Source organism: Spirochaetota bacterium, assembly GCA_026414805.1.
GTDB lineage: Bacteria > Spirochaetota > UBA4802 > UBA4802 > UB4802 > UBA4802.
Genome location: JAOAIH010000023.1, coordinates 26,514 through 40,069 on the forward strand (window position 1 = coordinate 26,514; position 13,556 = coordinate 40,069).

Below are 13,556 nucleotides of genomic sequence, written 5' to 3' on the forward strand. Positions count from 1 at the left end.
TAAGAAAGGAATTTATTGGCGCTTATTGTGGTAATTATACCACAGAATGTGATAAAACAGTATCAAAATAAGCGCAATATACAATTACGTTTTTATAAAATTCAACTTTATCAATTGTGACGGCAGCCCCTTAGTTTCTAAAATATAAAAGGATTGTGTGTTTATGAAGGTAGAATCTCTTCCCATGGACTCAACTATAAAAAAGTTTACTTATCATTTTATCATTCGCACTGAAGGAATTAGTTATTTTATTATTGTACCAATATTAATTCTCTTTTTAACAACAAATGTAAGCTTTTCACCCAACCAGATTACATTCTTTATTATTTGTGTTTTATTTGCTTTCCCCATTTCATTTATTACCACTCAGATAAATAATATCATTGTCACAAAACCGGTACAAAAATATTTTAACGCATTAATTAAAGGGGAAAATGTTTCCGATGAATTGTATTCTACTGCTTTTACAAGATTTTTAAACCTTCCGTATCTGCACAGCATTGGTGCTTTTTTCAGATGGGTGGTAGGATTATCAATGTTTACCGTTCCTATAACATTATCTCATCAATTTTCAACAACACAAATTTTTATAAGCTGGATGAGCATACTGATATGTGCACCGTCAGGGACTGTACTATATTTTCTGTTAACCGAAATATTTATTCAGGAAATTTATAACAAAGGAGTCTTCCCAAAAATCCCTCCTGGCTTTATATTTCATAATACAATGAGTATCACAAAAAAATTAATGATTTCAATTACAGTTATTGTTTTCACACCTTTCTTTATAATGGTTGCATTTATGGCAGCCATTATCGACCAGGGGGCTATGAATATAATATCCTCATGGTGGAAGCTTGTTATCTTTGGAACTATCGGTTTACTATTTTCATTATTCCTTGCTAAATTACTGGCAAAATCCCTCATTATGAAAACCAACATCATTAAAGAATTTTTAGGTACAGTGGGCCAAGGACAATTAGCTGTATATACAAAGAAAATAGCAGTGTCGGATGAGCTTGCAGAAATTAATATTGCTGTATATGATATGAAAGAAAACTTGCGTAAAATGGTTGAACTTATACGCTTGAGTTCTCTAGAGCTTAAAGAAACCAGCAATAATATGAAAATATCTTCCACTAAGTTTTCCGAAGCATCCCGCGACCTGACTGCCATCATCGAAGAAACAAGCTCAGCATATGAAGAGATGTCATCATCCTTTGAGATGATAGTAAATACAATTAAATTACAGTTTGAACAGGCAAATACAGTAAATAAAGAAATAGCTGCTATTAACACTTCAGGCTTTAACTTAACACAACAGGTAGACTCATTAACTGGTACTTTTAATGAAGCTATTAATGGCGTAGAAAAAGGCAAAGAAACAATCCAGCGCTCTGTGAGTGCTATAACTGATATTTCTCAGTATCTTGAAACAGTTGAGACAACAGTCTCCACAATTAATGATGTAGCAGATCAAATAAACTTACTTGCACTCAATGCTGCCATTGAAGCAGCCCGCGCAGGTGAGCACGGAAGAGGTTTTGCGGTAGTTGCTGATGAAGTAAATAAATTGGCTGATCAAACAGCATCTCTTGTAAAGGGAATTCAAACTACAATTGAACAATATTCAACTAAAATTAAAAATGAAATAAAATTTATTAGCGAAACGGCACAGGTATTTGAATTAGTCCGCGATAAAATGCTCACAACACAAAATGTGCTCAACACTACTCACCAGTTTACAAGAGAACTTACAGCTCAAAACAAGAGCATTTTGGAAAATATTGAAAAGTTAGTACATCTTTCCAATGAGATATTTAATACTTCAAATGAGCAGCAGATTACCATTGATGAACTAACAAAAGCAATTAATTCAATAAATGAAGTAGCTACACATACTGCAGAAGAATCATTTGCAATACAATCGCTATCCGAAAAACTAGAAGAAAATGCAAAACGGCTGCTGGAAAATATTGAATACTTCAAAATATCTGTTGATCAAATAGATTAAATTACACCAATGCAGCCTGATATCAGTATTTAATTAAAGATATTTTTTAAAATGTAACTCATTAAAGTGGACATAATGCGTGAAAAAAATAACATCATACTCAAGCCTGAATAGATAGAAGTGCAATTTTGGAAACTAATGAATTAAAATTTTTAAAAATAATGCAATTTTATTTGACGTTTTTCATGTAATTTAGTATTTTATAAAATAATAATATATGGTATTTTCTTTAAAATTTAAGAGATAGTGACACCAAACTATGGCTAAGAATTTAAACGTTATTGAAGCAATTAATGTACGTTATAGTAAACTTGCAACCACAAGTTGTTGCCTTTCATGTGGTGGTGCATTAAATCACGCTAATCCACAATGTGGCGAAGTGTGTGTTGATTTGGGTAGCGGTCGAGGAACTGATGTTTTACGCATGGCTGATGCAGTAGGTAAAACTGGGTTTGTGTATGGCATTGACATCTCTGATGGCATGATATCCACTTCACAGGAGCTATCGAACAAATTTGGATATACTAATGTTGCATTTATTCAATCTGACCTTGCAACCATTCCTCTTGCTGATAATACTGCCGACCTGATTATTTCAAACTGCACAATAAATCATGCTCAGGATAAGCAAAAGGTATTTAATGAAATTTACCGTATTCTTAAACCCGGCGGCAGGTGCATCATTAGTGATATTTATTCTATTGGACAGGTTCCGGATGAATATAAGAATGACCCTGATGCTGTTGCTGAGTGCTGGGCTGGAGCCATTCCTAAAGATGAATATGTGGCCATCATAGCAAATGCAGGGTTCAGTGATATTGAGATTCTTGAAGAAAGTACACCTTACCAAAAAGGTAAAATTCACGTTGCAAGTTTTACGTATAGGATTATAAAAAAATAATCCAGTTAATTTACTATATGAGGTGTTTACATGAAGTCACTTGTTGCACAAAAGGATAACTCTGTGACCATAGCACAGTGTTGTGCAAAAATCTCACCAATCGTTGCAGGTTGCCACGATTAATCTATGCAACCACCTGTTATTGGTAGCACCAGTAACAGGTGGGACAACTTTACAAACAAGGTATAACTATGCGCTTATCACACTACACAATTATCAGCAAGCTGTATGATGGAGACAACTATTGCATACTAAATCCGTTAACAAAACAGGCCGACATCATTACCGGCTTGGAAATGGAGCAGATCATTTCTGGTACCTTTGACCAAAAGCTTCTTAAACAAAAGGGCTATGTTCTAACAGAGGATGAGGAAAAGCTGCTTTACCGCAGTGCGTATTTGGATTTTTTAGATATGCGCGACAACTCAGAGGTGCAGATCTTTTTTGTACCCTGGTATGCATGCAATTTTGCCTGTTCTTATTGCTATCAATCAGGATATGAGCACGCATCTGGCTTGCTATCAAAAGAAGTTATTGATGCTTTTTATGGCTATATTACCACACAAATACAAAAACCAAAATATATTACTCTTTTTGGCGGTGAACCATTACTTGAATCATCACATGCAAAGGAATTAATTTCCTACTTTATTGAAAAAGCTAATAATTACGGATTGTCATTGGCGATAGTTACCAATGGATATACCCTCAGTTCATATATTGCTACTCTTAAAAAAGCATCAATCCGCGAAATTCAAGTAACACTTGATGGAACTGAAGAAGTGCACAACGCACGCAGGTATACACACACAAAAGCACCAACATTTGAGGCGATAGTAACCGGAATAGATGTTGCGTTGTCAGAAAATATCCCCATTAACTTACGAGTTGTTGTTGATGCCCAAAACATAAACAATCTTCCAAAGCTTGCCCAATTTGCCATTGATAGAGGATGGACAAAGAATCCATTATTTAAAACACAAATTGGCAGAAATTATGAACTTCACTCTTGTCAGGCAGACAACGCAAAACTTTTTGACAGAGCATCCCTCTATGAAAAAATATATGCACTGATTATACAACACCCCTATATTTTGCAATTCCATAGACCTGCATTTTCAATAAGCAAATTCTTATTTGAAAATGGCACTATGCCACATCCTCTGTTTGATGCATGTCCAGGGTGCAAAACCGAATGGGCTTTTGATTACACCGGCACAATATACCCATGTACTGCAATGGTGGGCAAAAAAGGTGAAGACGTTGGTACATTTTATCCTGAAATTTCACTGAATCACGATTATATAAAAGAATGGCAGAACCGCGATATTACCACAATAGAACAGTGCAAGCAATGCGAAAAAAGCTTACTGTGCGGTGGTGGCTGCGCTGCACTTGCCAAAAATAAAACAGGTCAAATACTTAGCCCTGATTGCAGGCCACAAGATCAATTGCTGTCAATGGGCATTTCACTGTATTTTGAAAAAGGCATTACACACGATGGCTATTCTCATACATCAAGTTGTAATTGCTTACGCTAACATCATTATTATTACTATAAGGAGAACACAATGAGTGGAAGAATTAAGTATATCAATGCATCACAATATGAAGAAGTAGTATTAAAGGGTAACAGTGTTATTGTAGATTTTTATTCTACAGAATGCCCGCCATGTGAAGCGCTGGCAGCAAAATTTGAGCCACTCAGCGAAATTTTTGGCAACGACATAACATTTATAAAAATATTTAGACAGGAAAACCGCCAATTAGCTCAATCCTTAGGGATACTGTCATCCCCTACTGTATTATTTTACAAAAATGGTTTGGAAGTAGGCACACGTCTGTCGGGGAGCATAAAACGCTCTGAACTTTTAGACAATATAAAGCTATTATTACCTGAAAGCAGGTTTAATCAGTTACTATCGCACATACAACCCGTCACCACTTATACTGATATTCTTATTCTGGGAGCTGGTCCTGCCGGTTTAACTGCAGGTATTTATGCTGCGCAGGCTAAATTAAAAACTATCATCGTGGACACTCAACTTCCTGGAGGACAGGTGCAGACTACGCATATGGTTTCCAACTATCCTGGTTTTGCCAAACCCATCGAAGGATTTATGCTAATGCATTACATGAGTGAGCAGGCTAAAGAAGCAGGGTGCCAATATAGAGTTGCTGTTGACGTTACTAGCATAAACCTTAAAGAGAAATATATCATAGTAGACGGGATTGAAACAATATACGCAAAAAAGATAATTCTTGCCACAGGGTGCAGCTATCGCCAACTCAATGTTCCCGGCGAAGTAGAATACAAGGGCAAAGGCATTTCGTACTGTGCAACATGTGATGCAAAATATTATCAGGACAAGCATGTAGTTGTGATTGGTGGCGGGAATTCAGCTATTGAAGAGTCACTGTTCATTGCCAAATTTGCACGTGCCATAACAATAGTACATCAATTTGATAAACTGCAGGCAAATAAGGAAGCACAGGAAAAAGCATTTGCCAATGAAAAAATATCATTTATGTTTTCCCATGAACCACGGGCATTCATAAAAAATGCTGATGACAGTATGACAGTTGAAGTTGAAAATGTGAAAACCGGAAATCGTTCAACAATACTATGTGATGGCGTTTTCATTTTTGCAGGAATGAAACCCAATATTATACATGATGACCTGGAAAATATAAATGGATACCTGATAACTGATGAATATATGCACACATCAATTCCCGATGTATTTGCTGCAGGAGATATTCGTTATAAACCATACAGACAGATTACAACTGCTGTATCTGACGGAACCGTTGCTGCAATCACCGCGGTTAAGGAACTAGAAGAAGCCACAGTTGTAGCTAAGTAATTACTTTACAGGCTTTACCACCTGGTAGAGCCTGTCTTCAAAAACCTTGTTGTTAAAAGTTTCATTTTCAAAATCATCCGGGAAAAGATATAAAATTAAGATCCACTCACCTTTCACAATATCTACCTTAACTGGCATGGCATATACTTTTATATAGTCTTCGGTTGCGGTTATTTTTACTCTAACTCTTTCACCTTTGGGAATTTTATTGTCGCCACGAGTTGCGTCCTGTAACAGAATATACTCACCTTGATAATTTTTAAGGTTGCGTTGTTGTTCCTTAGTAATAAAACTAGAGCAGTTAAATAGAGTTGTGATAATTAACATCAATAATAAAAGAGATAGTGCTTTTTTATATAAAATTGTATTCAACGTATTTGTATATGAAACGACCATTATTCCCTCCTGAAAAATAAAATTTCGATAGGTCATTCTGAGGCACACAGTGCAAAAGAATCTTATGTTTAAATATTTAGATTCTTCGCTTCGCTCAGAATGACAAAAATAAATACTCTGATCGATTAAATAAATATTCAAAATAGCTAAAAAAATCAAAACGACACTACAATAATATTTTCATTACTTGTAACTATAAACACATAACATGGACATGTTTCAAAAAAAGAATCTCAAAAATATTATTTTGAATAGGCAAAGTTTACATACAAACTTGTTGCTTTAAAGCAAAATTTTTACCTGTTGCAAAGTAACAAGTGCATACAACCCACTTTATATTAATAACACAATAGTGTAAAATCATAGATAGCATTCTATCTACCATGTTTTATTCATTAAAAATTGTCAACAATGTATAATAGCAATATACTAAAAATATATTGCATATATTGTGGAAAGAATTAGTGTATACACATACCAAAGTTAATGAGGATTTTGTATGTATATTGATTCACACGCTCACTTTGATCTTTGCGCTGAAGATCATTCAACAACTGCAGATGCTATTGTTGTTTTTATGGATGAATATAACGTGGGGGCTGCTGTCCATGTTGTAATTGATATGCATGGATTACAGTGGGGTATTGATTTTGCCAGCAAATATAATACTATCTATCTTGCGTTGGGAATACACCCGTCTTCACCTGCTGATAGCTTTGCATTGAATAAAATTTCCGAAGCTGTTGAACACGGCATAAAAATAATGCCCCAAAAAATTTTAGGCATTGGTGAAACTGGACTTGATTACTACCGCATGCGCCAGCCAAAAAAAATGCAGCAGGAATCTTTTCATGCGCAGATACAGCTTGCAAAAAAATACAATCTTCCTGTTATTGTGCATTCGCGTGATGCCATGGAAGATACGTATGCAATACTCAAAGAATATACCCCACTTGTAGGCATTATCCATTGCTTTTCTGGTGATCATGCCGATGCAAAAAAATTTATCGACTTAGGATTTTACATTTCATTTGCTGGTAACGTAACATATAAAACCGCCACCACTCTTCAACAGGCTGCACAGTATGTCCCTCTTGATCGATTATTGCTTGAAACTGATGCTCCTTTTTTAACACCTGTACCCTTCAGAGGCAAACCCAATCACCCAGGGCTTGTTAGCTACACATATAATTTTGTTTCGTCACTTAAAAAAGTATCGCTTTCAAATTGTATTGACAATATTGCGCAAAACTTTTCCAATTTACTCAACACACACAAATTGGCCTTGTAATGGGTATAGAGGTTTTCACATCTGATTTTTTGGTGATAGGCAGCGGCATCGCAGGCCTCACATTTGCAATAAAAGCTTCTGACCTTGGAACTGTGTATATAGTCACAAAAAAGAAAGATTTTGATTCAAATACCAACTATGCACAGGGCGGCATCGCATCAGTATTTGACCCTCACGATTCTATTGAAGCCCATATCAATGATACATTAACTGCTGGTGCAGGATTATGCAATGAAAAGGCTGTACGAATATTGGCTGAAAGTGGTCCTGAGCGAGTAAAGGAACTCATGAGCTGGGGAGCGCACTTTAGCACACGGCAAAATCCCAATGGTTCGGTTACACTTGATCTTGGACGAGAGGGAGGACATTCTTATAATAGAATAGTTCATGCCAAAGACCTCACCGGACAAGAAATTGAACGGGCACTGCTTGATGAAATTGCACGAAGAAAAAATATACGCATATTTGAAAACCATACCGCTGTTGACTTGCTCACACAACATCAGCTAAGATTAACTGGCAAATTTGTAAATTCCTACAACAACATCACTTGCTACGGTGCATATATCCTTGATAACACTACAGGAGTAGTTCACATTTTTTCTGCCCCCTATACGCTGCTAGCCACTGGCGGCATAGGGCAGATATATTTGCACACTACCAATCCTGACATTGCTACAGGAGATGGCATTGCAATGGCATACCGCGCAGGGGCACTTATTGCCGATATGGAATTTATTCAGTTTCATCCCACAGCATTATATCAACACGGGAAAAAAGATCGGGCATTCCTTATTAGTGAAGCTGTCAGAGGTGAAGGTGCAATTCTTTACAATAGCCGTGGTGAACGCTTCATGGAAAAGGTGCATCCTTTGAAGGAATTAGCACCACGTGATATAGTTGCCAGAGCTATCGACATGGAATTAAAGCGCCTTGGAGATCAGTGCGTATACCTTGACATATCATTCAAAGATAAGGACTTTCTGCTATCCCGTTTCCCTACAATTTATAATTATTGCATGCAAGCTGGCATTGACATAAGCAAAGAGCCTATTCCAGTTGTACCGGCTGCACACTATCTGTGTGGTGGGATAGTATCCGATTTAAATGGCCGAACGTCGATCAACAATTTGTTTGTATCAGGTGAATCCGCATGTACCGGTGTGCACGGTGCCAACAGGCTTGCCAGTAATTCCTTGTTGGAAGGAATTGTATTTTCTCACAGAGCCTTCTGTCACATAAAAGATATCTTTACACCACAGCAAATAGATTCATTACCACAATTTCCACAGTGGGATAAAAAAGGTACCTTTGACTTAGAAGAATGGATTTTAATTCAGCATAATATTGAAGATGTCAAGCGCGTGATGTGGGATTATGTTGGCATTGTACGCTCTAACCTAAGGTTGGAGCGCGCCTTACGTCGCATTACACTTCTGGAAGAAGAAATTCAGGATTACTATAGAAGGAGTACTCTGACTTCACGTCTTGTTGAATTACGTAATTTAGTCACCACTGCCAAGCTTGTTGTTCAGAGTGCTGTGCTTCGCAAAGAAAGCCGTGGGCTCCATTATAATACTAATTATCCCACGCAGGATGAATCATTACGCGGAAGTTTTATTATTGCATCGCAGCAAGAACCCGTATTTATGAAAATTTCAGAAATTTCGTTTTCATGACTATAAAAGTATTGTAGTGCAGTGTTGCACAATAATGCTTTTGGCAGAGTAATTCTCAACTATTTAAACACAACTACATCCGGCGCCTTACCGGAGCTAATATTAGTAAACAATTTTTTTGGAGGATTTGATAATGGCTAAGCGATTAATCCTTCATGGTATTGTACAAGGAGTGTTTTGCCGCTACTATTGCAGCGAAACGGCAAAACGGTTAGGACTTCATGGCAGTGCAAGCAACCTTGCTGATGGTACTGTTGAAGTTCTTCTGGACACAGATAATGACACTATTGTTGAGTCGTTTATACAGGCACTAAAAACCAATCCCTACGGCATCCGGTTCTATGGATCTATCAGAAAAGTTGATACTTATGATTACAATGGAACCATTGGCGGTGACTATCGCTTTTAATTTTATTTTATCTTTTTTGGACGTGGCACCTTCATAGTGCGGGTATACACTGTTTCAAAATGTTCTGAAATCTGTGTAAAGTTCATCTCAAGGATTGCATACAAGGGAGTATTTTTAATCTTAGAGTAATAGTGCGATAGCTCATCTTTAAACTGGTTGTTGAAATGCTCTTTTGAAAATCCATGCGAAAATTTATATGCACCCATCCTGCGTACATCACCGTTAAAATCCGGGTTAATGTGATACAGTTCATGAAATGCTACATTGAGTTTTTCATACACTGGCAGATCAAAATATCGAGGTATATAAAAATATATTATATACAGAATCTCATGTCCATTATTCATTACTTTTGGGAATGCATACCAGTGGTTATTAAACTTCTTTACGCAAACGCCATTTTCAAAACGCAGAGGAACAACCTTTGCAAAGATCCCACCACCTGTGACTTTTTTATTATAGGCACTACATACAAGCACGCGGTTTAGATCAATATGCCAGAATAGGGATGTGGCCGTAATGATATCACTAAGAAGAAAAGTCATAAAATCGGAAAGGTTGATTGTGCTGTAAAGTATACTCATTGCTTTGATGCAAGTTCAATTAATTCTTTTGCATGCTTAATGCTTAAGTCTGTCACAATCTCACCGGCAAGCATGCGCGCCACTTCATTTACCTTTTCATCAGGCGATAGTTTTTCAACATAGGTTGTAGTGCGAGCATTTACCGACTTTTTCTGCACCATGTAGTGGTTGTCCGACATTGCTGCAATCTGCGGCAAATGAGTGATAACCAGCACCTGGCGCTGCTTTGCAAGAGCCTTCAGCTTTTTGCCAACAACCTCTGCAGTTTTACCGCCAATACCAGCATCAACCTCATCAAACACAAGCGAATCAACAATATCTGCGTCAAGAATACATTTTTTGAGTGCCAGCATGATTCGTGACATCTCGCCGCCACTGGCAACTTTACGCAGTTGCCGCAAGTCTTCACCTTCATTGGCTGACAGCAAAAACTCAACCCTGTCAAGTCCATGGGGATATAAAATATACCGCTTATTATTTGCTTCTATCTCACCTTCAGGGCTTATCTCACGCTTAATGGATACCCTGAACACCGTACCCTGCATGCCAAGATCTGCCAACTCCTGCGTAACCATCTGTTCCAATTTTTTTGCTGACTCAAGACGCTTTTCTGAAAGCTGCAAAGCAAGTTCACGTGCCTGCTTCAAGGTTATCTGGTATTCCTGCTGCAGCTTATCCAGCGCTTCTTCAGTTGAAGTGATTGTTGCAAGTTCCCTTTTTGCATTCTGTGCATACGCAATAACATCCTGAATACTGTCACCATATTTCTTCTTTAAACTTGATATGAGCGCCAGTCTCTCTTCAACCTGATTTATGCGCTCAGGGGAAAAATCAATAGAACGCGAATAATCTCTAAGTGTGGCATGTGCATCTTCTAGCGAATAATATGCTTCTCTGACGGTTTCAAGTACACTCGACAAATTTGGGTCGTAATTTGCCATGTGTCCCAGACTCATCTCTATTTTCTTTAAGCTCTGGACAACACCACGGTCACCCTGCATCAGCTCCTGTACAGTATTTAATTCATTAAAGAGCTTCTCTGCATTGCTCAAAAGATTAGACTCGTTTTTCAACGCTTCTTCTTCATTTGGCTGTAAGTTTGCCTGCTCAATCTCACCAATTGCATGTGTCAAATAATCAATGCGTCGGGCTTTTTCACGTTCGTCAATCTGAAGCGACTGGATTTTTTCTTTAATCTCTTGCAGTTGTTTGTGCAGCTGCGACATTTTTTGCACCAGTGGCTGCAACCTGCCAAAATTATCTAAAAGCTCTCTGTGTTTTGCAACCTGTATAATATTCTGATGCTCATTCTGCCCATGTATGTCTACCAGGTAGTCAGCAATCTCCTTTAGCTTAGACAACGGTATCTGCACGGAATTTGCAAAACACCTGCCTTTCCCATTGGAATAAATTTCTCGACGCAGTATAAGGGTGTTATCATCATTATCAATGCCCGATAGCTCCAGTATGTGCTGCACCTGTGGCAGATTACTTATATCAAAAATGCCTTCAAGCACTGCTCTGTCATAGCCTGAGCGAATCATATCAGTTGACATTTTTTCACCCAGCACTCCGGAAAGCGCATCTATAAGAATTGATTTACCTGCACCAGTTTCACCAGTGAGGATGTTCAACCCTTTCCCAAATGTTACCGATAGCTCATCAATAAGAATAAAATTTTTTATTCTAAGTTCTACTAACATACATCATTCTGCCTGACTGTTTGCTCCCCACCCTAATTTCTGTCGCAATACATCAAAATACCGCCGTGACGGGTGATTTATAATGTGAATCACATATGATGAACGGGAAAAATGTACAACGTCCGTTTCCTGCAAAGCAATAGCTTCCTGACCATCAACTGTCAATAACAAATTTTCTATAGTAGTAACAACACTGGCCGACAATACCATTGAATCGGGGACTATCATGGGGCGAATGGCAAGCGTGTGCGGACAGATTGGATTTACTATAAATACTGATTCATCTTCAGGCAATACAATGGGGCCACCAGCAGAAAGCGAATACGCAGTTGACCCTGTAGCTGTTGCAATAATAAGGCCATCACCTGAATAACACGTAACAAATTCATCATTGAGTTCAAGCCGTATACGGATAGGCCTTGAAAATGACCCTTTGGTAATGACAGCATCGTTGAGATAATCCACAGCCGCGTAGTGTTCACCGTCACGGATAATATTGGCTTTCAGCATTTTCCTTTCTGAAAAGGTAAAATTACCTTTCACAATTTCATCAAAATAATCAAGTGCTTCCTGGGGCAAAAATTCAGTTAAAAAGCCCAACCTACCACGATTAACACCTAGAATAGGAATGTTTGCTGCTGCAAATATTCTGGCAGTACGTATAAATGTACCGTCACCACCTATTGCAACAGCAATATCAACGCTGGTATATGCATCATGCTTTACAATTAATGAAGAAAATTCCTTTTGTAATATTGGATAATCAGGCAAAAGAACTTGTATACCTTTTGCATGTGCTTTTTTTACCAATGCATGTATAATTTTAATAGACCCTTCATCTTCAGGGTGCAGGTTTATTGCTATTTTTTGCATTGTCTTCCTTTAATGGTTTTAGTATAAAAATGGAAAATATTTTTTTAATAGTTTCAAAAGTTTGCTCAATAAAAGAATATATACCAGTTAAGATTTATGTCAATTAAAATATACCGCATCATATATTATTGATTTTAGATAACACAGCTCATGATCAGTAATAAAAAAAGTAAGATGTAAATTACAACTAAATAGAATTAGGTATCGTCCCATACAGTGTGTAAAAGAGGCGCGAACAAAGCATTGTACTACTACAAGAATAATAAAAATGGAGCATCCTTTAACAACAAGACTGTTATATAATATTAATCCAATTGTAAACTAAAATTCCACCTGATGTACAATCAATATATACATTCAACGTTAATGTAAATTCACTTATCGAAAATAAAAGCAATATTAATAAATTTTAATAATATCGCTACAGTTGATTTAAAATAATTTAAATAAAATATCTCATCTTACCTATTTTAAAACAAATAGATTTTATGTTGTAATTAATTAATATGTGATAGAAAACCAAATACTAATTAGGCTTTATGATCATCAGAATGCTCTCCGTAAGGCTTTTGGCGGTGGTCCCCAGTAGAATTTGAGGCAATGTATGCCTTTTTCTCTGTAAAAATCAAATGTATACGACCTATTTTCGTAATAACTGAGTAAATTATTAGGATAGTTATCGGTATTAATTTCTTTAAGACGCTTCTGAAAATACAGAAAAAATTCATCCAGCACATTTTCAGTACAAAACTCAATCACATGTGCAAGAGACATCTTCCATAGCTTCTTCACATCCAGAAAAAACTCATATTCGGACTGATACAACACTAAATGCACTC

12 protein-coding genes are annotated in these 13,556 nt (G+C 37.1%); 7 read left to right on the forward strand and 5 right to left on the reverse strand.

The window, feature by feature from the left end:
* Nucleotides 1–163 precede the first annotated feature (163 nt).
* The 4 genes from N3F66_06520 (at nucleotide 164) to N3F66_06535 (ending at nucleotide 5,782) form a co-directional block, all read left to right on the forward strand.
* On the forward strand, nucleotides 164–2,014 hold the full coding sequence (locus tag N3F66_06520) for a methyl-accepting chemotaxis protein (GenBank protein ID MCX8123802.1): 1,851 nt from the start codon (nucleotides 164–166) through the stop codon (nucleotides 2,012–2,014).
* Nucleotides 2,015–2,273: 259 nt separating this feature from the next.
* Entirely contained in the window at nucleotides 2,274–2,915 is a 642-nt protein-coding gene (locus N3F66_06525; GenBank protein MCX8123803.1) for a methyltransferase domain-containing protein, read from the forward strand.
* Nucleotides 2,916–3,106: 191 nt separating this feature from the next.
* Complete coding sequence (locus N3F66_06530; GenBank protein MCX8123804.1) at nucleotides 3,107–4,456, forward strand: radical SAM protein; 1,350 nt, start codon at nucleotides 3,107–3,109, stop codon at nucleotides 4,454–4,456.
* Nucleotides 4,457–4,486: 30 nt separating this feature from the next.
* On the forward strand, nucleotides 4,487–5,782 hold the full coding sequence (locus N3F66_06535; GenBank protein ID MCX8123805.1) for an FAD-dependent oxidoreductase: 1,296 nt from the start codon (nucleotides 4,487–4,489) through the stop codon (nucleotides 5,780–5,782).
* Here the strand turns inward: N3F66_06535 and N3F66_06540 are convergent, their stop codons facing one another.
* Nucleotides 5,783–6,178: a hypothetical protein gene (locus tag N3F66_06540; GenBank protein MCX8123806.1), complete on the reverse strand. Its 396-nt coding sequence runs from the start codon at nucleotides 6,176–6,178 to the stop codon at nucleotides 5,783–5,785.
* Between the two features lie 499 nt (nucleotides 6,179–6,677).
* Between N3F66_06540 and N3F66_06545 the strand changes: the two genes are divergently transcribed.
* From N3F66_06545 to N3F66_06555, 3 genes are all read left to right on the forward strand, one after another.
* Nucleotides 6,678–7,469: a TatD family hydrolase gene (locus N3F66_06545; protein ID MCX8123807.1), complete on the forward strand. Its 792-nt coding sequence runs from the start codon at nucleotides 6,678–6,680 to the stop codon at nucleotides 7,467–7,469.
* Entirely contained in the window at nucleotides 7,469–9,148 is a 1,680-nt protein-coding gene (gene nadB / locus N3F66_06550) for an L-aspartate oxidase (protein MCX8123808.1), read from the forward strand. Before N3F66_06545 ends, nadB begins: the two co-directional genes overlap by 1 nt.
* A gap of 133 nt (nucleotides 9,149–9,281) precedes the next feature.
* The gene (locus N3F66_06555) at nucleotides 9,282–9,557 is read left to right on the forward strand and encodes an acylphosphatase (GenBank protein MCX8123809.1); all 276 of its coding nucleotides are present in this window, start codon (nucleotides 9,282–9,284) and stop codon (nucleotides 9,555–9,557) included.
* A gap of 2 nt (nucleotides 9,558–9,559) precedes the next feature.
* Here N3F66_06555 and N3F66_06560 read toward each other — a convergent pair whose 3' ends face one another.
* From N3F66_06560 to N3F66_06575, 4 genes are all read right to left on the reverse strand, one after another.
* Nucleotides 9,560–10,141, reverse strand: a complete 582-nt coding sequence (locus N3F66_06560) for a hypothetical protein (protein ID MCX8123810.1) — start codon at nucleotides 10,139–10,141, stop codon at nucleotides 9,560–9,562.
* On the reverse strand, nucleotides 10,138–11,844 hold the full coding sequence (gene recN, locus N3F66_06565; GenBank protein ID MCX8123811.1) for a DNA repair protein RecN: 1,707 nt from the start codon (nucleotides 11,842–11,844) through the stop codon (nucleotides 10,138–10,140). Before recN ends, N3F66_06560 begins: the two co-directional genes overlap by 4 nt.
* A gap of 3 nt (nucleotides 11,845–11,847) precedes the next feature.
* Nucleotides 11,848–12,717, reverse strand: coding sequence for an NAD(+)/NADH kinase (locus tag N3F66_06570; GenBank protein MCX8123812.1), 870 nt, complete (start codon nucleotides 12,715–12,717; stop codon nucleotides 11,848–11,850).
* Nucleotides 12,718–13,263: 546 nt separating this feature from the next.
* A partial coding sequence (locus tag N3F66_06575) for a hypothetical protein (protein MCX8123813.1) occupies nucleotides 13,264–13,556 on the reverse strand: 293 nt, incomplete at its 5' end.